The sequence below is a fragment of the Flavobacterium sp. TMP13 genome (genome assembly GCF_050847115.1).
Taxonomy (GTDB): Bacteria; Bacteroidota; Bacteroidia; order Flavobacteriales; family Flavobacteriaceae; genus Flavobacterium.
Genome location: NZ_CP193656.1, coordinates 1 through 23,665, shown reverse-complemented (window position 1 = coordinate 23,665; position 23,665 = coordinate 1). Strand labels below are relative to the sequence as shown.

Here is a 23,665-nt window from a genome sequence, read left to right as displayed (position 1 = left end):
TAAATTTGAGCAAGAAAAATAACACTAATTAGAGAAAAACACAATTAGTGATTTTTGACAATTTGAAAAACAAAGTATATTTTACTCGTATGAAAGAGCAAAGTAATGAAAATAAATTAATCGAAGGAGAAGATTTTTATTTAACTCCCGAAGGCTATAAATGTTTTACAGAGAAACACCATTTAAAAAGAGGCTATTGCTGCAAAAGTGGTTGTCGACATTGTCCATATGGTTTTGATAAAAAAACAGGCCAAATTAAAAAGGCAAAATAATTTGTCAAGTAACACATCACTTAGGTAAGTAGTACGAAATTAGGATCCGATGTGATCCTCTTTAAATTCTGCCACCTTTAAATTAAAATGAATGACTTTCCAAGAACAAATACAACAAGGAATTCCAGCACAATTACCTTCAAGAGTACCGTACGATTTAGCAATAAATCACGCACCAAAACGAAAGGAAATTTTATCTGTTGAAGAAAAAAAACTAGCTTTAAGAAATGCACTTCGGTATTTTGAAGCCAAACATCACACGGAATTGCTAGCCGAATTTAAGGAAGAATTAGAAAAATACGGACGTATTTATATGTATCGTTTTCGTCCAGATTACAAAATGTACGCTCGACCAATAGACGAATATCCAGGAAAATCGGCTCAAGCAAAAGCTATTATGCTGATGATTCAGAATAATCTGGATTATGCTGTGGCACAACATCCGCATGAATTAATAACTTATGGTGGAAATGGCGCTGTTTTTCAGAATTGGGCGCAATATTTATTGACCATGCAATATTTGTCTGAAATGACAGACGAGCAAACGTTAACCATGTATTCGGGACATCCGATGGGATTGTTTCCTTCTCATAAAGAAGCGCCAAGAGTCGTGGTTACGAACGGAATGGTTATTCCTAATTATTCTAAACCAGATGATTGGGAGAAAATGAATGCTCTGGGCGTTTCTCAATACGGACAAATGACTGCGGGAAGTTACATGTACATTGGGCCACAAGGAATTGTGCACGGAACTACCATTACGGTTTTGAATGGTTTTAGAAAAATAAATAAAAGCCCAGAAGGGAATCTATTTGTGACATCAGGTTTAGGCGGAATGAGTGGTGCGCAACCCAAAGCTGGAAATATTGCGGGTTGTATTACGGTTTGTGCTGAAGTAAATGCAAAAATCACCAAAATTAGACACGAACAAGGTTGGATCAACGAAGTAGTAACTTCGGTCGAAGAATTGGTAGCAAGAATCCATTCGGCGAAAGCCAAAAAAGAAGTTGTTTCTATTGCTTATTTAGGAAATGTAGTGGAGGTTTGGGAAGCTTTGGACGAGGCCAATATTACCATCGACTTGGGTTCCGATCAAACTTCGCTGCATAATCCTTGGGCGGGCGGTTATTATCCAGTTGGAACTTCATTTGAAGAGGCCAACAAAATGATGGCCAATAATCCTGATTTATTTAGAGAAAAAGTACAAGAATCACTGCGTCGTCATGCCGATGCAATTAACAAACATGCAGCCAAAGGAACCTACTTTTTTGATTATGGAAATGCCTTTTTATTAGAAGCGTCTCGCGCAGGAGCAAATGTAATGGCCGACAATAACATTGATTTTAAATACCCAAGTTACGTACAAGATATTATGGGGCCCATGTGTTTTGATTACGGTTTTGGTCCTTTTAGATGGGTTTGTACATCTGGAAAGCCTGAAGATTTAGTCAAAACCGATGCGATTGCTACTCTAGTTTTAGAAGAGTTGGCACAAACTGCTCCAATCGAGATTCAGCAGCAATTACAGGATAATATCAAATGGATTAAAGGAGCACAAGAAAATAAATTGGTAGTAGGTTCTCAAGCACGAATATTATATGCCGATGCGGAAGGTCGCGTAAAAATTGCCGAAGCTTTTAACCAAGCGATTGCTAAAGGCGACATAGGCTTTGTGGTGCTAGGCCGCGATCATCATGATGTTTCAGGAACTGATTCTCCGTACCGCGAAACATCTAATATTTATGATGGCTCTCGTTTTACCGCCGATATGGCGATTCAAAATGTTATTGGAGATAGTTTTAGAGGAGCGACATGGGTGTCCATTCATAATGGTGGTGGAGTAGGATGGGGAGAGGTTATAAATGGTGGGTTTGGTATGGTTCTTGATGGCTCTAAAGAAGCTTCAAAGCGCTTAGCATCAATGCTTTTCTGGGATGTCAACAATGGGATTTCTAGAAGAAGTTGGGCGAGAAATGAAGGTGCTATTTTCACCATAAAAAGAGCCATGGAAACCGAGCCTTTATTAAAAGTAACCTTGCCTAATTTAGTTGATGAAAATTTGTTGTAAATTTCTATAATAATTATAAATTTTAGCTATATGAAAACAATTAAACTAATTCCCGTTTTATTACTGATGCTGCTTGTTGTTTCCTGCAGCTCGGTAAGCGTATATTCTGACTATGATAAGACCGTTGATTTTTCACACTTTAAGACCTATGCTTTTTATAAAACAGGCGTAGACAAAGTGGAGATTTCTGATTTGGATAAGAGAAGAATTTTGCATGCTATTGAAGAACAAATGACATTAAAAGGATTCACTAAAAGTGATACTCCTGACATTTTGGTAAATATTTTCACCAAAACAAGAGAGCAAGTAAACGTAAATCAATTTAGCGCTGGCTGGGGATACGGTTGGGGATATGGATGGAATCCGTATATGATGTATGGTTACCCGTCTAATTCGGTATCGACCTCAACACAAGGCACTTTATATGTTGACTTTATAGATGCTAAGAAAAAAGAATTGGTTTGGCAAGGAGAAGGAATTGGTGATCTAACACGCAACGTTGATAAAAAAGAAGCAAAGATTACCGAGTTTGTTTCAAAAATTTTAGCCCAATATCCACCTCAACTTTCAAAAAAATAATCTTTTGTCCAGGTTCTCATAAATTATTAATACTTTTGTACTTTGAAACAAGAAAACATGACAGATTTATACAACATTAGCAGTATTATAAACATTATTGACATTCGATGATGGCGAGGTGCTGTATAAATACGTAAGAAGATACAATTTATTAAACCTCCCAAAATGGGAGGTTTTTTTATTTAAAGAAGACAATACAATGAATCTATTTGATGAGGTAAAAGCGGCTAAAGAACAATTAAAGGGTGTTATTAATACGACACCTCTTTTAAAAAACAATACACTTTCGGAAGAGTTTAAAGCGCAAATATCGTTAAAGAGAGAAGATTTGCAGATGGTTCGATCGTACAAAATTAGAGGTGCTTACAATAAAATTAGCAGTCTTACTGATTTAGAAAAATCAACTGGAATTGTTTGTGCGAGTGCTGGAAATCATGCTCAGGGAGTAGCCTATTCGTGTAATTTATTAAAAATTCAAGTTATAATCTACATGCCGAAAACCACTCCAAAACAAAAAATAAAACAAGTACAACTGTTCGGAAAATCATTTGTAGAAATTGTTCTGGTCGGAGACACTTTTGATGATGCTTACGCCGCAGCGATTGCAAATGCAACTGAAAATAAAAAAAGTTTTATCCATCCTTTTGATGATATAAAAGTAATGGCGGGGCAAGGTACAATTGGTTTAGAAATTTTAGAAGATGCAAAAGAGCCTATAGATTATGTCTTTGTTCCTATTGGAGGGGGTGGCTTAGCCTCTGGATTGTCGGAGGTTTTTAAGCATTTAAGTCCACACACTAAAATAATTGGGGTAGAACCGGAGGGAGCACCCGCGATGAAAACCGCAATCGAAAAAGGAACTACAATTGCATTAGATCATATTGATAAATTTGTAGATGGTGCCGCAGTAAAACAGGTTGGCGAGCAAACTTTTGCAGTCTGTAAAAATAATATTCACGATATTATTTTAGTTCCCGAAGGTAAAGTTTGTACTACCATTTTGCGCTTATATAATGAAGAAGCGATGGTAGTAGAACCAGCGGGAGCATTGACCATAGCTGCCTTAGATTTTTATGCGGATAAGATAAAAGGCAAAAATGTAGTTTGCATTGTGAGCGGTAGTAACAATGATATTGAAAGAACTGCCGAAATTAAAGAGCGCTCTTTAATTTATGAAGGCTTGATGCATTATTTTATGATACAATTTCCGCAACGTCCCGGAGCATTAAAAGAATTTGTAAATAATATATTGGGACCAGAAGATGATATTACGTATTTTCAGTTTGCAAAAAAAAACAGCAGAGAAATGGGTTCTGCAATTGTTGGATTAGAATTAAAAAATAAAAACGATATTATTTCGATTAAAAATAGAATGACAGCGAATGGATTTGAATTTAAATATTTAAATGATAAACCCGACCTGTATACGCAATTAATTGGATAAAATAAAAAGAAAATGATGTTAGAAGATATTAAGACGCTTGAGGATATTAAAACAATGGTGGATACTTTTTACGATAAAGTTCAAAACGACAAATTGATTGGTGCTATATTTAATGAGCGTATTCAAAATCGTTGGCCCGAACATTTAGAAAAAATGTATCGTTTTTGGCAAACTATTTTATTAGAAGAGCATACGTATTCAGGTAGTCCTTTTCCACCGCACAAACATTTACCAGTAGATCAAAGTCATTTTGACCGTTGGATGGTAATTTTTACAGAAACGATAGATGGTTTGTTTGAAGGGAAAATTGCTGAAGAAGCTAAAGTGAGAGCAGCAAATATGGCTTATATGTTCAATTATAAAATTGAGTATTTTCGAGATGCCAATAACTTCAATTAATAGTGCTTTAGAATAAACTAAATTCTCATATTTTACAGATTTTATTTGTGATTTTGCTAGAATCGAGATGTTTATGTGTAATTTTACGACACAAACTACAACGATTTCGAAATGAATCCAAATATTGAAACCAATCCATTATTAGAGCGTTTGCCGAAGCATTTAACGCAATTTATTAAACCACAAGATTACGGTGACTATACACCAATTAATCAGGCGGTCTGGAGGTATGTAATGCGCAAAAATGTTAATTATTTGTCTAAAGTGGCGCATCATTCGTATTTGGATGGTTTAGAAAGAACCGGAATAGAGATTGATAACATTCCGAGTATGTACGGAATGAATAGAATTCTATCTGAAATTGGCTGGGCTGCCGTTGCGGTTGATGGCTTTATTCCGCCCAATGCATTCATGGAATTTCAAGCTTATCAAGTATTAGTTATCGCTTCTGATATTCGTCAATTAGAACATATAGAATATACACCAGCTCCCGATATTATTCACGAAGGTGCCGGTCATGCTCCAATTATTGCTAATCCTGAATATGCTGAATATTTGCGTCGCTTTGGCGAAATTGGTTGCAAGGCTATTTCTTCTCATAAAGATTACGAGATTTACGAAGCGATTCGTTTACTTTCGATCTTAAAAGAAGCAGAAGGAACACCCGAAATTGAAATTGAAAAAGCTGAAAAAGCGGTTGAAGAACTTCAGAATAATATGGGCGAATTGTCTGAAATGGCTCAAATTCGAAACCTGCATTGGTGGACCGTAGAGTATGGTTTGATTGGAACAGTAGAAGATCCGAAAATTTATGGAGCTGGATTGTTATCTTCTATCGGAGAAAGTGCACAGTGCATGACCGAAAAGGTTAAAAAAATTCCCTACGATATTTCGGCTGCCGGCCAAAATTTTGATATTACAAAGTTGCAACCGCAATTATATGTTACCCCAACATTTTCTCATCTAAGCTACATTTTAGAAGAATTTGCTAATAGAATGGCTTTACGCACAGGCGGTTTGTCTGGAATCAGGAAATTAATTGATTCCAATGCTCTAGGAACTATTGAATTGAGCACTGGTCTGCAAATTTCTGGCGTTTTTACGAATGTTATTGAAGCAGAAGGAAAGCCTGTTTATATTCAAACCACTGGAAAAACTGCATTATCTTATCGCGAGAAAGAACTGGTGAGTCACGGGACAACAACACATGCCGAAGGTTTTGGTAGTCCAATTGGTAAACTTAAAGGCTTTAATTTGGCGATTGAAGATATGAGTCCAAAAGATTTGACAGCTTACAAAATTGTAGAAGGGGAAACAATTTGCTTAGAATTTGAAGGGAATATTATTGTAAAAGGTGAAATTATTACGGGTTCTCGTAATTTACACGGCGAAATAATTTTGATTAGTTTTAAAAACTGTTCGGTTACACAAGGAGAAACAATTTTATTTGAACCCACTTGGGGAACCTACGATATGGCAGTCGGTAAAAAAGTTATTTCGGCTTTTTCTGGACCTGCGGACACTGAAAGTTTCGACATGATTTCTCACGTTCCTTCCAGTAAAACGATAAAAGCTAAAGAATCGGACACTCGCAATGATTTAGAAATCTTATACGGAAGCGTTCGCACGATACGCGAAAATAATGATACGCAATCTTCATTGAAAAGTATTTTTAATAAAGTAAAAGAAAACCATGCTAGCGATTGGCTTTTACCATTAGAGATAGCCGAATTAGCGTATTTAAGAAATGACATTTCTTTTGCCATAGAAATTGAAGAATACCTGGAAACGATTAAATTAAGACGACCAGCTGTAGCACATTTAATTGTTGGAGGTTTAGAATTAATTTTTAATAATTTGTAGAATATATATTAGTTTCTGATTTTTTAGCCACGAATTAAATTTTTCTTATCAATTTAATTTGTGGCTATTTTTATTCTTTAATCTATTGCAGCTTTCTAGATTTTTAGTACAGTTTGATTGTATTGACTCGATTTTCTAAAATTAATTTTCGTCTCTATGTTTATAGAAACATATTGTAACATCTCCTGTTTCTATTTCCTCTTTTTTCAGTTTTAATTTTTATCTTAAGTGAAATCACCACTATTTGTTTTTATTCCAAAACATTGAAATTATACAACCGCTTCGTAAATATTCATAAAATTAGACATGTACCTCGCTATTACTTTTGTACTCGAAGTTAGACCCTCTAAATTTACTATTATGATTATAAGAATAAACGAATTACCTACAAATATGATTGGCTTTAAAGCTGTTGGAGACTTATTAAAAGCAGACTTCGACGTTATTATTGAAGAATTAAAACACTATATAAACACAAATAAAAACGCCAATTATTTATTGGTTTTTGAAAAAGCACCAACGGATTTTACTTTAGGAGCTTGGTTGCACGAAGGATTGCTTCGTATGAGAAATACGGTAGATTGGTCGCGTGGAGCTTTAGTTACAGACTCAGAACGAATGATGAGTTATGCTTCGGAGTTTAATAAAACAATTTCGGGTGAATTTAAAACCTTTATCAAAGCAGATTATTTAACCGCTGTAGATTGGACAGCCGAGCGCATCAATTAAAATCAAAACTTAATTTTCATTATGAATAGGTTGCAAGAATTTGTAGAAAGCATTGACTTGTATTTATAAATTTTCACAATCTATTCAAGATGATTTTTGATATAAAAATACCCCCAAAAGACAAATGCTTTTGGGGGTTTTTCAATGGTAATGGTTTGGTTTGGGTTATTTATTTTTAGTAATAGGTAAAGCGTCTTACTTTGGCAATATATTTAGCTAAACGAACTACTTGATGGCTGTAGCCAAATTCATTATCATACCAAATATACAACACAATATTTTTACCATCTTTGGAAACAATAGTAGCATTACTGTCGTAAATCGCTGGGGCAGAAGTTCCTACAATATCCGAAGAAACCAATTCGTTGTTTAGCGAATATTTAATTTGTTCCACCAATTCGCCTTCCAAAGCGTATCTTTTCATTATTTTATTGAGACCTGCAACCGACGTAGTTTTATTAACTTCAAGACTTAACACTACCAATGAACCGTTTGGTACAGGAACACGAATCGCATTCGACGTTAGTTTTCCTTCCAATGAAGGCAATGCTTTAGCAACAGCACTTCCGGCTCCAGTTTCTGTAATAACCATGTTGAGAGCAGCAGCTCTACCACGGCGGTATTTCTTATGCATATTGTCGACCAAATTTTGATCATTTGTATAAGCATGAATTGTTTCTAAGTGTCCTTTTACAACACCCAAAGTATCTTCAACTGCTTTTAAAATGGGCGTAATAGCATTGGTAGTGCACGAAGCTGCAGAGAAAATATCAATTTCATCTGGATTGTATTCGTTATGATTTACACCATGAACAATATTTGGAACGCCTTTTCCGGGTGCAGTTAATAAAACTTTGGACGCCCCTTTGGATACTAAATGACGTTTTAGCGCTTCTTCTGTAGTAAAGGCACCTGTATTATCAATAATTAATGCATCGTTGATTCCGTAAGTCGTATAATCAATTTCTTCGGGATTTTGGGCGGTTATGATATGAACGGTTGTTCCGTTAATTATTAAAGCATTATTTTTTGCGTCTGCAACTACAGATCCTGGAAAGTCACCATGAATGGAATCATAGCGCAATAACGAGGCTCTTTTTTCTAAAGTTACCACGTCGTTTTTATCACGAGTTACAATGGCTCTTAAACGCAATTGGTTTCCTTTTCCTGTTTTTGACATTAACTCGCGAGCTAACAATCTACCAATTCGTCCAAAACCGTACAAAACCACATCTTTGGGCTGAATTTCTTCAGATGATTTTGCGTGTTTTAATTTATCTAGAACAAAATAACGGGCATCTGGATATTTCTCTTCTTCTAAACTAAATTCATACGCTAGTTTTCCAATGTCTAGTTTGGAAGGAGGTAAGTCTAAAGAAAGAATAACTTTTGCAATTTCGACCGAATTAAAAACAGTAATTGGCTTGCCTACAAATTCACCAGCATATTGATGTAAATTTATAATATCACTTACATTTTTGTCTAGTAACTGATTTTTGAATAGCACCATTTCGATTGATTTGTCGTACCATAAATCGCTAATGATTTTAATAAGTTCAACTCCTGCTTTTCGTCTGTCGACTTGCAATGAAACTTCTTTTTGATACAAAGGTATTTTGCCCATAGTTGTAAAAATTGAAAAAAAAATAAGTAGTTGTGTTTTTTAAATTTGCGGCAAAAATACGATTTCAATCGATTTCGTAAGCTATTTTATCATTTTTTTTTAACAAAAAAAAGCTGCCCAGTGAAATACAGAGCAGCTAAAAATTTAATGTTAAAATAGATTTAGATAATAATTCGCAGTACTTCTCCATTTTTATTTATCATTTCAATACGAATACTTTGATTTTCATCCTTATTATTTAAAAGTTTAGAAACCGTTTCTACATCCGTGGCTTTAGCGTTGTCTACGCTCAGAATGATGTTTCCGATCAATTCTTCTGCATATTGTGCCAAATTATCGTTTGTAATTGACTTAATTTTCACGCCGTAATTTAAACGAAACTTCTTTTTATCAGAATCGGTAATATTTTCTAGTTGAATTCCTTTAAATTCTGCCGAATAAAATTCATTTTTACTCAAAGTTACCGCCGACAATTTAGTTTTTCCATCACGTAAATAAGTTACTTGAACCACATCATCTGGGCGCTTTGTATTAATGTAACCCGACAAATCTGCAAAAGTATTCACTTGCTGTTCGTCCAGTTTGATAATAATATCTCCTTTTTTCAAGCCTGCTCTTTCCGCTCCAGATTTAGCAGATACCGAATTGATATAAAACCCTTCCGTTTGATTGATTCCCAATTCTTTTGAAGCATTCGAGTTCAGTTCCCCACCTTGAACACCTAGAATTCCGCGTTGCACATTACCGTATTCCATAATGTCCTCAATAATTTTTCGAGCATTATTGGAAGGTACTGCAAACGAATAGCCAGTATAACTTCCGGTTGGAGACGAGATCATGGTGTTAATTCCAATTAATTCTCCTCTGGTATTTACCAAAGCACCGCCACTATTTCCAGGATTTACAGCAGCATCAGTTTGAATAAAAGATTGAATTCCGTTACCGCCGATACTTCTGGCCTTTGCCGAAACAATTCCAGCTGTAACAGTCGAAGTTAAATTGTACGGATTTCCAACAGCCAAAACCCATTCGCCTACTTTTACATTATCAGAATTAGCAAACGTGGTGTAAGGCAACTTGTCTTTTGTATCAATTTTTAAAAGTGCGATATCCATTTTAGAATCCGTACCAATTAATTTTGCTTTGTATGATTTGTTATTGTTCAACGTAATTTCAATTTCAGAGGCATCTTTAATCACGTGATTGTTAGTGACAATATAACCATCTTCAGAAATTATAACACCAGAACCAGTTCCTACTTGTTCCTGTTGCTGCTGCCCGCCGTACCCGTAAAAATATTCCAACATAGGGTTAGACACTGTTCTTCTCGTAACATTTTTTACGTGGACTACAGTATGAATCGTTTCGTTGGCTGCTTCTGTAAAATCAACCGCTTCGGCTGCCAGACCAACTGTTTTTGTAAAAGAATCGGATGCGACCGTTACTCCAGACTTTTTATCGCTAAAGAAAGAATCACTGTTTTCAAATAATAACTTGTAAGCACCGAGCGTCATAGTTCCACTTAAAAGCGACACTAAGAATAAGGTAGAAAATCGTTTCATAGTTTGTTCATGTTTAAGTTATTTCATAGTAAAATTAAAGCAAAATTTTATTTCATAATTATGCTTTAACGCACTTTAACTATGATTAACATATCATTAATAGTTTGTACTTTTGTGAGTTCAACTCGATAAAAAAAATGCAGATAGATTTTTATAAATACCAAGGAACCGGAAATGATTTTGTAATGATCGATAACCGTGCCGATTTTTTTCCAAAAGACAATGTAAAAGTTATTCAACGTTTGTGTGACAGACGTTTCGGTATTGGCGCAGACGGCTTAATTTTACTGGAAAAGGATGCGAATACCGATTTTAAAATGGTGTACTATAACGCCGATGGAAATGAAAGTTCGATGTGTGGTAATGGCGGTCGTTGTTTGGTAGCTTTTGCCAAAAAGTTGGGTATTATTGCCAGTAAAACTATTTTTATTGCAACCGATGGCTTGCACCATGCGTCTGTAGGCGATGATAATCTAGTTGCTTTGCAAATGATCGATGTAGAAACGATTACTGCTTTTGATACGCATACATTTTTAAACACTGGTTCTCCACACCATGTTGAGCTAGTTGATGATTTAGAAACCTATAAGGTAAAAGAAAATGGGGCTCGATTGCGATATAGCGAATTGTATGGTGAAAAAGGAAGTAACATTAATTTTGTAAAGAAGATTGACGATACTACCTTCTCTTTGCGAACATATGAACGTGGAGTAGAAGATGAAACCTTGGCTTGCGGAACAGGAGCAACGGCTGTTGCTATAGCTATGAACGCTACTGGGCAAACAAACGAAACCAACTTAAATTTGAACGTAGAAGGAGGGAAGCTGCAAGTAAATTTTGAAAAAAGAGATCATTTATATACTAATATTTTCTTGAAAGGTCCGGCGGAGTTTGTTTTTAAAGGAACTATACAAATTTAGAGCTTTTAGTATTTAAATCAGAATCTTATATTTTTGAATCAAGGATGAAAACATTAAAAGGAGATACTATTTATATTCGCGCATTAGAACCTAATGATTTGGAGTTTATTTATGCTATAGAAAACGATATGAGTATTTGGGAAGTGAGCAATACCCAAACTCCTTACAGTCGTTTTTTAATCAAACAGTATCTGGAGAATGCACATCAAGATATTTACGAAGCCAAACAATTGCGCTTAGCAATTTGCCAAGATCAAGATTATCCAGCAGTAGGATTAATAGATTTGTTTGATTTTGATCCTAAAAATAATCGAGCAGGAATTGGTATAGTTATTCATAAAGAAGCAAATAGAAATCAAAACATTGGTACAGAGGCCTTAGCGTTGTTAATTGCTTATGGGTTTAATCAATTAAATTTGCATCAATTATATGCAAATATTGGTACACATAATAAAGCAAGTATCGCACTTTTTACTAAATTTGGATTCGAAAATATAGGTATAAAAAAAGATTGGATCTTAGTAAACGGCACCTATCACGACGAAGCTATTTTTCAATTAATCAATAAAAAATAAAATTAGATCATTTTGACTATAAAGAAAATAATTTCCATCGCTTCTATTGTTGTTATCTCAGGTTTACTGATTTATGGCTTTATCTTAATACAGCAAATTTTTAGCAGCAATACGCAATTCGAAAAAAATGAGACTTATGTTTATGTACCGACGGGTTCTAATTATGATGATATTAAAGTCATTTTAAAACCTTACGTGAAAAACATGGATCGTTTTGAGATGGTAGCCAATAAGCGTGATTATCCACAAAATGTGAAAGCAGGTCGTTTTCTACTTAAAAAAGGAATGAACAACATCGACTTAGTTCGTGCAATGCGATCTAATAATGCAGTAAAATTAGCATTCAACAACCAAGAACGGTTGGAAAGTTTTGCAGGCAGAATTGGTTCTGAAATAGAGGCCGACAGTACAGCTTTAATGGCAGCGATAACTGATTCTGTTTTTATGAAGGAAAACGGATTCACTAAAGAAAACGTCTTTGCCATGTTTATTCCGAACACTTATGAAATTTATTGGAATACCTCGGCAGATAAGTTTCGAGATAAAATGATCAAAGAGTATCGTGTTTTTTGGACAGACGAACGTGTAGCTAAAGCAAAGGCACAAGGTATGACGCCAGTTGAAGCTACTATTTTAGCCTCAATTGTACACAAAGAGTCTGTTAAAAAAGACGAAAGACCTAGAATTGCTGGAGTTTACTTAAACCGAATTCGTTTGGGAATGCCACTTCAAGCTGACCCTACAGTAATCTATGCGATCAAGAAAAAATCAGATGATTTTGATCAAGTTATTAAACGAGTTTTTTATAAGGACTTAACGATGTCGTCTCCCTATAATACATACGTCAATATTGGTTTGCCTCCAGGTCCCATTGCAATGCCCGATATTACTGCTTTAGATGCTGTTTTAAATCCAGAAAAAAATGATTTTATCTATTTCTGTGCGAGTATAGATCGCTTTGGTTATCATGAATTTGCTTCCACTTACGAAGAACATACTGTAAATGCTAGGAAATATTCAGAATGGATCAATGCGCAAGGAGTAAATAGATAGGTTTGCTACTACGGAAGATTTCTATTTTTACTTTTATACTGCTAAGCCAATTATCTTTTGCACAAAGTAAATTTGATCGTTTCCTAACGCCATCAGATACTTTAAATCTAAAAAGAAAAAACACGGTCTATAGTACTGAAGCTGCCTTAGCTTCGGTCACTTTAATTGGTTTAAATCAACTTTGGTACGCTGACTACCCGAAAACTAATTTTCACTTTATAAATGATAACAGTGATTGGTTGCAAATGGATAAAGTAGGCCATTTATATTCCGCCTATCACTTAGGACGTGTTGGAGCAGAAATGCTACAATGGACTGGAGGAAGTGAGAGGTCACAATTGATCTATGGAGCGACGCTCGGTTTTGCATTTTTAACCGCTGTTGAAGTTTTAGATGGATTTTCATCTGAATGGGGAGCTTCATCAGGAGATTTGATTGCTAATGCTTCTGGAACGGCTTTATTCGTCTCACAAGAACTTCTGTGGAAAGAACAACGTATTACACCTAAATTTTCTTTTCACACGACTCATTACGCAGCACTAAGACCAAATGTTTTAGGAACTAATTTTCAAAAACAATTATTGAAGGACTATAATGGACAGACCTATTGGTTGTCTGCGAATTTATATTCTTTTGCAAAAACAACAACTATTCCAAAATGGATTAATGTTGCGTTAGGATATGGAGCTGAAGAAATGATTGCTGGTTCTTCCAAAAACAGTGCAAATTTATCACATGGAAATGCGAAAAGACATCGTCAATTTTACCTTAGTGTAGACGTTGACTTGACAAAAATTGAAACAAAATCGCATTTTTTGAAAACAATTTTCTCCGTTTTCAACACCATAAAAATTCCAGCTCCCACTCTCGAATATTCTCCTAACGAGGGAGTTACCGGTCACTTTTTTTACTTTTAGATAAGTTTAACAGCTTGATTTTCAGTTTTATAATTTTAATTGTATCTTTGCTGGCAGAAATTTTTGAAAGTGACAGTTTCAAAAGAAAACTAATTTATGATAAAGAAATGGCATTTTTATTCGAGTTTGACAGTTATTGTCGCGTTTTTAAGCGTAGGTTTTAAACCCTTTACATTAGAAATAAGTCCATGGTTTTTAACGGACAAAAACACAGAGGAAGTTTATTTATTTCCATCAGAAAAACAAGAAGATTACGTCAGTTTAAACATTCCTTTTACAGGAAAAAGATTAAACGGCTTCAAAGAAGCACTCGCTTTAAAAGAATCTCAAGGACACTATCGAAAAGTAAATTCGTTAGGTTATATGGGAAAATACCAGTTCGGTTCTGAAACCTTAAGAACTGTAGGAGTTAAAAATGATTCCAAATTTTTACAAAATCCCGCATTACAAGAAAAAGCATTTATTGCACTACTGTCACAAAACAAATGGTTGCTTCGTAAAGAAATAGCAAAGTACGAGGGCAAAATGATTGGTGATGTTATGGTAACAGAATCTGGTATTTTAGCAGCAGCACATTTAGGCGGTCCCGGATCAGTAAAGCGTTTTTTTAGAAACGGAGGAAAGAGAAATTTTAGAGATGCTTATGGAACTTCAATAAGCAGCTACATGCGAAAATTTGGAGGATATGACATTTCATTTATCGAAGCAGATAGTAAGGCTACGGTAAGTAAAATATAAAAAAAAATAGCTGCTCAATTGAGTAGCTATTTTTTTTTTACTTTTATTAAATTTTTATTAGAAAAGTAGCTTAAAACAAAGTTTTTCTATTTTAAAGTTACTTGTATATTCGAAAGTTTTGCATGTAATTTTCTGCAAAGCTAATCGATCAAAATTTCTAAAATGGTAATAGCAGCTTCACTAATTTTTGTTCCAGGTCCGAAAATAGCAACGGCACCGGCATCAAATAAAAACTGATAATCTTGTTTAGGAATTACGCCACCAACAATGACCATAATATCTTCTCGTCCGTGTTTTTTTAATTCTTCAATTACTTGTGGCACCAGTGTTTTATGACCCGCAGCCAAAGAAGAAATGCCTAAAATATGTACGTCATTTTCAACCGCTTGTTTAGCTGCTTCTGCTGGAGTTTGAAAAAGCGGACCAATATCTACATCAAAACCTACATCGGCATAGCCAGTTGCCACTACTTTTGCACCTCGATCGTGTCCGTCTTGTCCCATTTTTGCAATCATAATTCTCGGACGTCGTCCCTCTTGTTTGGCAAAAATATCAGCTAATTGCTTGGCTTTTTCAAAACTTTCGTCGTTTTTAATTGCTTTACTATACACTCCGCTAAAAGATTTTATTTGTGCTTTAAATCGCCCAAATACGGTTTCTAAGGCATCACTAATTTCACCAAGAGTTGCTCTATTTCTAGCCGCTTCTATAGCAATTTCTAATAAATTTCCTTTTCCTGATTTAGCACATTCTATTAATTGATTTAAGTTTTCTTGTACTTTTTGAGCATCACGACTCGACTTAATTTGCTCCAAACGTTCAATTTGTTGTTTGCGCACCAATTGATTGTCGATGTCTAGAATTTGCAAAGGATCTTCTTTGTCTAGTCGGTACTTATTCACCCCGACAATAATATCTTGTCCACTGTCAATACGCGCTTGTTTTCTAGCAGCTGCTTCTTCGATTCTCAATTTTGGAATACCAGCTTCAATCGCTTTGGTCATTCCGCCAAGTTCTTCAACTTCTTGTATTAATTTCCAAGCATTTTCAGCCAGTTCATTAGTTAAGCTTTCGACATAATAACTGCCTGCCCAAGGATCTACCGTTTTAGTGATCTTCGTTTCTTGCTGTAAATAGAGTTGTGTATTTCTAGCGATTCGAGCTGAAAAATCGGTAGGAAGAGCAATGGCTTCATCTAAAGCGTTGGTGTGTAGGGATTGTGTTCCTCCAAAAGCTGCTGCTGCTGCTTCAATTGTTGTTCGAGCTACATTGTTAAACGGATCTTGCTCTGTTAAGCTCCAACCGCTAGTTTGACAATGTGTTCGTAAGGCCAACGATTTGTCACTTTTTGGGTTAAACTGCTGAATGAGCTTGGCCCAAATCATTCTGCCTGCTCTCATTTTGGCAACTTCCATAAAATGATTCATTCCGATTGCCCAGAAAAAAGACAGACGCGGCGCAAAATCATCAATATTCATTCCGGTAGATAAACCGGTGCGTATGTATTCTAAGCCGTCAGCCAACGTGTAAGCCAGCTCAATATCTGCTGTAGCTCCCGCTTCTTGCATGTGATAACCAGAGATAGAGATAGAATTGAATTTAGGCATTTTCTTACTCGTAAATTCAAAGATATCAGCAATGATTTTCATCGAAGGTGTCGGTGGGTAAATATAGGTGTTGCGGACCATGAACTCTTTTAGAATATCATTTTGAATGGTTCCTGAAAGTTTTTCGGTCGCTACTCCTTGTTCTTCGGCGGCCACAATATAAAAAGCCATAATGGGTAAAACAGCTCCGTTCATGGTCATAGAAACCGACATCTCGTCTAATGGAATCTGATCAAACAACACTTTTATGTCTTCAACAGAATCAATGGCAACTCCTGCTTTACCTACGTCTCCAACCACGCGCTCGTGATCTGAATCGTAGCCTCTATGTGTTGGTAAATCGAATGCGATCGATAAACCTTTTTGACCTGCAGCTAAATTGCGACGGTAAAAAGCATTACTTTCTTCAGCAGTAGAAAACCCTGCATATTGGCGAACTGTCCACGGTTTTCGTACGTACATCGAGGCATAGGGACCTCTTAAATAAGGGGCAAAACCAGCACCAAAATCGAGATGATGCAAGTCTTTAATATCTGCTGACGAATAGTTTGGTTTGATCAAAATATCTTCAGCAGTAAGAAAATTATTTTCAATAGCTTCAGCACTAGTATTTTTAACTGTTGAAGAATCTAAAGAGATATGTTGGAGGTTTTTTCTTGTCATTGCTACTTTTTTGGGTAGTGAATTAAGTACATCTACAAACTAAACTTCGGTTGCTAAACGTTCTTGTTCTAGTTTTTCGGCCAATCTTTTTTCGATAATTGGCGTAATTAATGTCTTTCGTGGCTTGATTTTTACAAATGGAAACAATTCTAAATCGTGTTTCATTCGGTCAGTCTCATTTGTATACTTATTGGTTCCTACCAAAACGTCACTTTTACGATCAAACAATTCTTGCTCTTTATCGGTACTTTCTTGAATTTTTCTTTTGATAAGTCCGTCGTTAAGTTGCTTTAAGAACCCACCGTTGGATTCAATGTCTTTAAAAAGAGTTAGTGCTTTTTCTGCCAATTGCATCGTCAAACTTTCAATATAATAACTTCCATCTGCAGGATTATCTACTTTGTCAAAATAGCTTTCTTCTTTTAAAATAAGCAGTTGGTTGCGTGCAATACGATCGCCAAACTCATTGTCTTTATGGTACAAAGCATCGTATGGTAAGTTGGCAATGGCGTCTGCACCACCAATAATAGCCGACATGCACTCGGTGGTGGTGCGTAACATATTAACGTTGTAATCGTAGATTGTTTTATTGCGTTTGGATGGCGTTACTAACAGATGAAACTTTAAATCGGCATGATATTCTATGGCAATACGATCAAATACGATTCGTAAAGCTCGAAGTTTCGCAATTTCAAAAAAGTAATTTCCTCCAACCGCCATTTCAAAGACGATAGTGTTACGATACGAGGGTACTCGGTTTAAATATTCGTTAGCTTGTGCTAAACTGTAGGCAATTTGCTGAACCATGTTGGCACCAGCATTTTGGTACAAGTTCCCATTTACCGCTAGTAAATTAGAATTTCTATGTTGTTTTGAAAGATTTTCGAGTGTTTCAAAATTATTTTTATCAGTGGTCGCAAACCAATTTCCGTCTTTTGCGAGTTGTCCGATCGGGTCATTAAGAATATAAAAAACAGCTTTTTTATCGCTCGCAATTTCTTCTAATTTAGAAACGAAATCGATTGAGATAAAATTCAAATTAAAGTATACGATTTTATTTTCTAAAGGAATTGGACTAAGTAATTTTTGGAGGTCGCAGTCGCTGTTTTCAATTGTAAAACGAAGACTTTGTGCGCCACGATTTAAAGATTCAATAGCTCTTAATGTTGATTTTTCAATATCATAAACGAAAATATTTTGACAAATTTTAAAATCAGAAGCTTTCGTAGCAATCGGTAATGGATTTTTAAAATCGTCGCTGTGGTAAAAAGGTTTTACCTGAATGTCTTCGGGTGAATTCCAGATTACAGTTTCGTTGTAGTCGGCACCGTTCAACTCAAATTGAATTTTTTGTTTCCATTGTTTGGACGAAACCGGATTAAAAGTATCAAAAAGAGATGCAGCCATATTGTTTTCTTTTAAGGTTTAATTATCGGTTTTAGTGGAATCACTTTCAAATTCGATAATGTAAATATCTTCGTTGTCTTTTTTCATGAAATATTTTTCACGAGCGTATTTTTCTATTTGCTCCGGATTTTGCAAATCTTTAATCTGTTTTTGATCTTTTTTTATTTCTTCCTGATAATACGCCTTATTGTCTTCTAGTTCTTCAATTTGGTCGTCTAGGAACCGATGATCAAAATAGGAATAATTGTCTAAAAAGCCCATCCAAACCAGAAAAAACAATAGTACCCAAACATATTTGTTGCTTAGGAATTTAAACCAAGGTTTTTCTCTGTACGGGTTTTTCATTGTGGTTTTTTTAGCCCCGGTAGCAGCGGCATCCTTTTGTTGGCTTCTTTAGCCAGCAAAAGATACAGCGGATGACGGGAAATAGCTCCTTAAATTATGGTCCTAAATTACAATAAATTTATAAGATTCGTTGATTAATAACGGCGCGAACTACATCAATTGCTACAGTATTGTAACGGTCGTTTGGAATAATGATATCGGCAAATGCTTTGGATGGCTCGATAAATTGGTCGTGCATTGGCTTTAGCGTATTTTGGTACCGCGTTAAAACTTCGTCTAAGTCACGACCACGCTCGGCTATGTCTCTTTTTAAACGACGAATTAAACGCTCGTCTGAGTCGGCATGAACGTAAATTTTGATGTCGAATAAGTCACGAAGTTCAGGATTGGTTAAGATTAAAATACCTTCAACGATCATTACTTTTCGTGGATGTGTACTTACCGTATCTTCGGTTCTGTTGTGTTTTATGAAGGAGTATACCGGTTGTTCGATCGTTTTTCCTTCTTTAAGTTCTTTAAGATGAGCTACTAATAATTCGAAATCAATCGCTCGTGGATGATCAAAATTTATTAATGCGCGTTCATCGTAAGAGAGCGTGTCATTTCTTTTATAGTATGCATCTTGAGATATAATTCCCACTTCGGTCTCGGGTAACTCATTAAGTATTTGATTAACCACGGTCGTTTTTCCGCATCCTGTTCCACCTGCAAGTCCGATGATAAGCATAAGTATGTTTGTTTATTTGATGTTGCAAAAATAAGAATTTAAACTAGTTTTTGTTGGATTTTTTTTGCTAAACTTTTCGCGTAAAGTGATGTTTAAGAAACAAAAAAAAGGTCTCAATTACAATGTAATTAAGACCTTTGTGCATTCAGAATTTTGAATAACTGAATTTAGTAAGCACTTATTTTATTTGTTTTTCTTTGCTTTAATCATCATTTCAAGCTGATCCCATAATTCTTCTGGAATGGCCTCTAATAAGTTGAATTGTCCAGCACCTTTTAACCACTCTCCACCATCAATAGTAATTACATCACCGTTTATGTATGCAGAGAAATCAGAAACCAAATAAGCAGCCAAATTGGCTAACTCTTGGTGATCACCCACACGTTTTAATGGTACTTTTTTAGCCATGTCAAATTTTTCGGCTAAATCACCTGGTAACAATCGATCCCATGCGCCTTTAGTAGGAAACGGACCTGGAGCAATCGCATTACTGCGAATACCATATTTCGCCCATTCTACAGCCAAACTTCTGGTCATGGCTAAAACTCCCGCTTTTGCAGTAGCACTTGGTACTACGTAAGCAGAACCTGTCCAAGCGTAAGTCGTTACGATATTTAAAATGGTAGATGTTTTTTGTTTGCTGTCAATCCAGTGCTTACCAAAAGCCAACGTACAGTTTTTGGATCCTTTTAAAACGATATCAATTACAGTATCAAATGCATTAGCTGAAAGTCTTTCGGTTGGCGAAATAAAATTTCCTGCCGCGTTATTTAAAAGAACGTCAACTTGACCAAATTCTTTTAAAACTGCTTGTAACATATTTTCAACTTCTTCATAATGACGAACATCGCATTGTACAGGTAAACAAGTTCCACCTGTTGCTGTTTCTAGTTCTGAAGCTGTATTTTTTAATTTGTCTAAATCTCTAGAAGTTATAGCCACTTTCGCGCCTAATTCCATGAAATATTTGGTCATTGCTTTTCCAAGTCCACTTCCGCCACCAGTAACTACAATTACTTTTCCTTTTAAGGCGTCGTCTCTTAACATTTTATCGGTATAACTCATATGATTCGTTTTAAAAGAGTAAAAATACACATATTTTATTATGCATGCATAATAAATTGTGTTAATTTTTAACAAATTGAGTCTCCAATCAGAGTTTTACCACAAATGAAATGGATCACAAAGAAGGGCAAGGTGATGTTTAAATTTTGAAAGGATGTATTTTAATATTGGAGATATAGGATGAAGTTACATTTTATGGATAATAAAAATGGTTGGGCGGTTGTGTAAGTCGACTTTTAGTTTTTTCCATTCTGAAGCACGCAAGGTTTTGATGAATTCAGACGGCAAAGTAATGTCGGTTGCAATGCACAAATGAGTGGAAGGTTGGATTGCTTGCAAAATGTCTTCTAACATTTTATTGTTGCGATAAGGTGTTTCAATAAAAAGCTGTGACTGATTTTTGTCGTGTGACAATTTTTCTAAGTTCTTTAAAGCCGTTTTCTTGTCGTCTTTATCGATTGGTAAATACCCGTTAAATGTAAAACTTTGTCCGTTCATTCCAGACGCCATCATGGCTAATAAGATAGACGAAGGACCAACCAAAGGAATCACTTGGATGCCTTTTTCGTGCGCTAATTTTACGATTACAGCTCCAGGATCTGCTACACCAGGACATCCAGCTTCGCTTAATAATCCCATGTTTTGGCCTTCAAGCAAGGGCTTTATAAATTCTAAATGTTCGTGAACTTCGGTGTGTTTGTTCAATACAAAAAGTTTGAGCTCCGACTGTTTTTTTTCGGGACTAACCGCTTTAATAGAACGACGTCCTGTTTTGTCGTTTTCTACAACATAATAATCAATACAATCAATGGCTCTCTTTATAGTTTGTGGCAAAACATCCATAGGGTCACAGTCGCCCATAGTAGTTGGAATTAAATATAATTTGCCTAAAAGTGGAGTTGATTGAATCATATTGAAATTTTATTAGTGCGCCTCTTGCTTGTTATTGTCTACCTAAAGCAAACCATAAGATAAGAAGGCGAAGTGGTATTTTTTAATTCGTTTCAAAAAACGACGGTACTAAATAAATACTTTTTATACTTAGTTATTTGTATTTTTCGATAAGTTTTGCGGCAATGTTTGCTGTAGCGTCGTCAAGCATTTCGTATACGGTTTCGAAACCATTTGCTAACCCGTAAAAAGGATCGGGTACATCAACGTTTTCTCCAGGAAAAATTTCGTCTAAAATTAATTGTACTTTGCTTTTTTGATTTTCATTAGAAGCCAAGGCAATGACATTGTCGTAATTGGAACTGTCCATTACATAAATATAATCGAAAGTGTCAAAATCGATAGCCGTAAACTGTCTTCCTTTTTGATTGGAAATATTTAGACCATTTTTTTTAGCAATTGCAATAGAACGTTTGTCAGGCCCGTGACCAACGTGCCAATCACCTGTTCCTGCTGAATCTACTGTAAATTTTTCCTTGGGTAGTTTGGCTGCTAGAATCCCTTCTGCCAATGGTGATCGGCAAATATTTCCTAAACAAACCATTAAAATTTTTACGGACATGCTGCGTTTATAGCGTTAGTTTTTTATTAATGTCTTCGACAAATTTTTTGAATTGTTTGTCTGTAGAAACTAAGTTGTCTACTGTTTTACAAGCGTGTAGTACAGTAGCATGATCGCGATCTCCAATTTGAGAACCAATATTTGCCAACGAAGCTTTAGTGAATTTTTTCGCAAAAAACATAGCCAGCTGCCTCGCTTGTACCACGTGCCTCTTTCTCGTTTTTGATTGCAAAGTTTCAATATCTAACTGGAAATAATCGGACACTATTTTTTGAATATAATCGATCGAAATTTCTCGTTTAACATTTTTTACAAATTTTTCAACGACACTTTTAGCGAGGTCAATAGTAACTTCTTTTTTATTGAAAGAAGATTGTGCGATCAAAGAAATAATTGCTCCTTCAAGTTCACGAACATTGCTCTTAATATTGCGCGCCACATATTCAATAATATCATCTGGTATTTCAACACCATCACGATATAAAATATTTTTTAAAATAGAGATACGAGTTTCGTAATCCGGTTGATGCAATTCAGCAGACAATCCCCATTTGAAACGAGATAACAAACGTTGTTCGATATCTTGCATGTCAACAGGCGCTTTGTCTGATGTTAAAATTACTTGTTTTCCGTTTTGGTGTAAGTAATTAAATATATGAAAGAAAACATCTTGTGTTCCTGATTTTCCAGATAAAAACTGTACATCATCAATGATTAAAACATCGATTAATTGATAAAAGTGAATAAAATCATTTCGATTGTTTTTCTTTACCGAATCAATATATTGTTGAGTAAAAATTTCTGCAGAAATGTATAAAACCGTCTTTTCTGGAAACTTCTCTTTTACTTCAACACCAATAGCATGCGCTAAATGCGTTTTTCCTAATCCAACTCCACCAAAAATTAATAGCGGATTAAATGAAGTTCCTCCAGGTTTGTTCGCAACTGCCATACCAGCAGAACGTGCCAAACGGTTCGAGTCTCCTTCTAAGAAATTATCAAAACTATAATTAGAATTTAATTGCGATTCGATTTTTAAATTGCGAATTCCAGGTATTACAAAAGGATTCTTTAATTCTGGGTTTAAATTTTTAAAAGGTGCATCTACTTCTTGCGGTCTTACTGGAGCTCTATTTGAACTTGGCAATTGCTCCGTAAAAGGTTGTTTATTGCCATAAGTGTTCTCCATTTTAATTTTATAGAGTAACTTTGCATTTTTCCCAAGTTCTTTAGTAAGGGCAACTTTTAATAATTTAACATAATGCTCTTCTAGCCATTCGTAGAAAAATTTACTTGGAACTTGAATGTATAATGCGTTGTCGGTTAGTTCAACTGATTTGATTGGTTCAAACCAAGTTTTGTATGCCTGATCTTGAATGTTGTCTTTTATGAAAGACAAACAATTTTCCCACACCGATTGAGCAGTTTTGTTCATAAGATTCAAATAAATTTATGTTTTTATAATAGTTCTCTTGCTAAAAGAGACTGAATTTTTGTTGTTATTCAGAAGAACAAATATGTGAACAAAAATCGTTAAAAAAAAATATTTAGGGTTGGATTTTTACGAAATATTGTTGTAAGGACTTAATCCTGTG

At 35.3% G+C, this 23,665-nt stretch carries 22 protein-coding genes; 12 read left to right on the top strand and 10 right to left on the bottom strand.

The genetic code is table 11. From position 1 onward, the window contains the following. The first annotated feature begins 89 nt into the window (after positions 1 to 89). The 7 genes from ACRASX_RS00110 to ACRASX_RS00080 all read left to right on the top strand — a co-directional run bounded on the left by ACRASX_RS00110 (position 90) and on the right by ACRASX_RS00080 (position 7,354). The gene (locus ACRASX_RS00110) at positions 90 to 272 is read left to right on the top strand and encodes a DUF5522 domain-containing protein (protein ID WP_432222003.1); all 183 of its coding nucleotides are present in this window, start codon (positions 90 to 92) and stop codon (positions 270 to 272) included. A 91-nt stretch (positions 273 to 363) separates the two neighbouring features. Then, complete coding sequence (locus tag ACRASX_RS00105) at positions 364 to 2,340, top strand: urocanate hydratase (protein ID WP_432222002.1); 1,977 nt, start codon at positions 364 to 366, stop codon at positions 2,338 to 2,340. Between the two features lie 30 nt (positions 2,341 to 2,370). Further along, positions 2,371 to 2,919, top strand: a complete 549-nt coding sequence (locus tag ACRASX_RS00100; RefSeq protein ID WP_432222001.1) for a DUF4136 domain-containing protein — start codon at positions 2,371 to 2,373, stop codon at positions 2,917 to 2,919. 199 nt (positions 2,920 to 3,118) lie between these two features. Continuing rightward, on the top strand, positions 3,119 to 4,363 hold the full coding sequence (gene ilvA, locus ACRASX_RS00095) for a threonine ammonia-lyase IlvA (RefSeq protein ID WP_432222000.1): 1,245 nt from the start codon (positions 3,119 to 3,121) through the stop codon (positions 4,361 to 4,363). A gap of 15 nt (positions 4,364 to 4,378) precedes the next feature. Beyond that, positions 4,379 to 4,762, top strand: coding sequence for a group III truncated hemoglobin (locus ACRASX_RS00090; RefSeq protein ID WP_432223101.1), 384 nt, complete (start codon positions 4,379 to 4,381; stop codon positions 4,760 to 4,762). Between the two features lie 111 nt (positions 4,763 to 4,873). Continuing rightward, complete coding sequence (locus ACRASX_RS00085) at positions 4,874 to 6,625, top strand: aromatic amino acid hydroxylase (RefSeq protein ID WP_432221999.1); 1,752 nt, start codon at positions 4,874 to 4,876, stop codon at positions 6,623 to 6,625. Positions 6,626 to 6,985: 360 nt separating this feature from the next. After that, positions 6,986 to 7,354 (top strand): STAS/SEC14 domain-containing protein, encoded by a 369-nt coding sequence (locus tag ACRASX_RS00080; RefSeq protein ID WP_066307252.1) that lies wholly within the window; start codon positions 6,986 to 6,988, stop codon positions 7,352 to 7,354. 175 nt (positions 7,355 to 7,529) lie between these two features. Here the strand turns inward: ACRASX_RS00080 and ACRASX_RS00075 are convergent, their stop codons facing one another. Together ACRASX_RS00075 and ACRASX_RS00070 are read right to left on the bottom strand one after the other, a co-directional pair. Beyond that, positions 7,530 to 8,978, bottom strand: a complete 1,449-nt coding sequence (locus ACRASX_RS00075) for a glyceraldehyde-3-phosphate dehydrogenase (protein WP_432221998.1) — start codon at positions 8,976 to 8,978, stop codon at positions 7,530 to 7,532. Positions 8,979 to 9,139: 161 nt separating this feature from the next. Further along, positions 9,140 to 10,540: a Do family serine endopeptidase gene (locus ACRASX_RS00070; protein WP_432221997.1), complete on the bottom strand. Its 1,401-nt coding sequence runs from the start codon at positions 10,538 to 10,540 to the stop codon at positions 9,140 to 9,142. Positions 10,541 to 10,677: 137 nt separating this feature from the next. Here ACRASX_RS00070 and dapF point away from each other — a divergent pair, with 137 nt between their 5' ends. The 5 genes from dapF (at position 10,678) to ACRASX_RS00045 (ending at position 14,743) form a co-directional block, all read left to right on the top strand. Continuing rightward, complete coding sequence (gene dapF, locus ACRASX_RS00065; RefSeq protein ID WP_432221996.1) at positions 10,678 to 11,460, top strand: diaminopimelate epimerase; 783 nt, start codon at positions 10,678 to 10,680, stop codon at positions 11,458 to 11,460. A gap of 44 nt (positions 11,461 to 11,504) precedes the next feature. Next, positions 11,505 to 12,035 carry a GNAT family N-acetyltransferase gene (locus ACRASX_RS00060; protein WP_432221995.1) on the top strand — a complete coding sequence of 177 codons (531 nt, stop codon included), beginning with the start codon at positions 11,505 to 11,507 and terminating at the stop codon, positions 12,033 to 12,035. Positions 12,036 to 12,047: 12 nt separating this feature from the next. Continuing rightward, positions 12,048 to 13,088 carry an endolytic transglycosylase MltG gene (mltG, locus tag ACRASX_RS00055; RefSeq protein ID WP_432221994.1) on the top strand — a complete coding sequence of 347 codons (1,041 nt, stop codon included), beginning with the start codon at positions 12,048 to 12,050 and terminating at the stop codon, positions 13,086 to 13,088. A 2-nt stretch (positions 13,089 to 13,090) separates the two neighbouring features. Then, positions 13,091 to 14,005, top strand: coding sequence for a DUF2279 domain-containing protein (locus ACRASX_RS00050; protein WP_066307240.1), 915 nt, complete (start codon positions 13,091 to 13,093; stop codon positions 14,003 to 14,005). Positions 14,006 to 14,101: 96 nt separating this feature from the next. Beyond that, positions 14,102 to 14,743, top strand: a complete 642-nt coding sequence (locus tag ACRASX_RS00045) for a peptidoglycan-binding protein LysM (RefSeq protein ID WP_066307342.1) — start codon at positions 14,102 to 14,104, stop codon at positions 14,741 to 14,743. A 140-nt stretch (positions 14,744 to 14,883) separates the two neighbouring features. On the opposite strand, the gene scpA is transcribed toward ACRASX_RS00045, so the two are convergent. The 8 genes from scpA to dnaA form a co-directional block, all read right to left on the bottom strand. Beyond that, entirely contained in the window at positions 14,884 to 17,013 is a 2,130-nt protein-coding gene (gene scpA / locus ACRASX_RS00040) for a methylmalonyl-CoA mutase (protein WP_432221993.1), read from the bottom strand. Positions 17,014 to 17,052: 39 nt separating this feature from the next. After that, on the bottom strand, positions 17,053 to 18,420 hold the full coding sequence (locus ACRASX_RS00035; protein ID WP_432221992.1) for a methylmalonyl-CoA mutase subunit beta: 1,368 nt from the start codon (positions 18,418 to 18,420) through the stop codon (positions 17,053 to 17,055). Positions 18,421 to 18,438: 18 nt separating this feature from the next. After that, positions 18,439 to 18,765 carry an FtsB family cell division protein gene (locus ACRASX_RS00030; protein WP_066307234.1) on the bottom strand — a complete coding sequence of 109 codons (327 nt, stop codon included), beginning with the start codon at positions 18,763 to 18,765 and terminating at the stop codon, positions 18,439 to 18,441. A gap of 118 nt (positions 18,766 to 18,883) precedes the next feature. Beyond that, positions 18,884 to 19,492, bottom strand: a complete 609-nt coding sequence (gene udk / locus ACRASX_RS00025; protein ID WP_066307233.1) for a uridine kinase — start codon at positions 19,490 to 19,492, stop codon at positions 18,884 to 18,886. A gap of 183 nt (positions 19,493 to 19,675) precedes the next feature. Continuing rightward, positions 19,676 to 20,557, bottom strand: coding sequence for an SDR family oxidoreductase (locus tag ACRASX_RS00020; RefSeq protein ID WP_066307232.1), 882 nt, complete (start codon positions 20,555 to 20,557; stop codon positions 19,676 to 19,678). A 186-nt stretch (positions 20,558 to 20,743) separates the two neighbouring features. Further along, positions 20,744 to 21,469, bottom strand: a complete 726-nt coding sequence (locus ACRASX_RS00015; RefSeq protein ID WP_432221991.1) for an SAM-dependent methyltransferase — start codon at positions 21,467 to 21,469, stop codon at positions 20,744 to 20,746. Positions 21,470 to 21,602: 133 nt separating this feature from the next. Then, a complete protein-coding gene (locus ACRASX_RS00010) occupies positions 21,603 to 22,070 on the bottom strand; it encodes a low molecular weight protein-tyrosine-phosphatase (protein WP_432221990.1) in 468 nt (155 codons plus the stop codon). Positions 22,071 to 22,077: 7 nt separating this feature from the next. After that, entirely contained in the window at positions 22,078 to 23,505 is a 1,428-nt protein-coding gene (dnaA, locus tag ACRASX_RS00005) for a chromosomal replication initiator protein DnaA (protein ID WP_066307226.1), read from the bottom strand. Positions 23,506 to 23,665 lie beyond the last annotated feature (160 nt).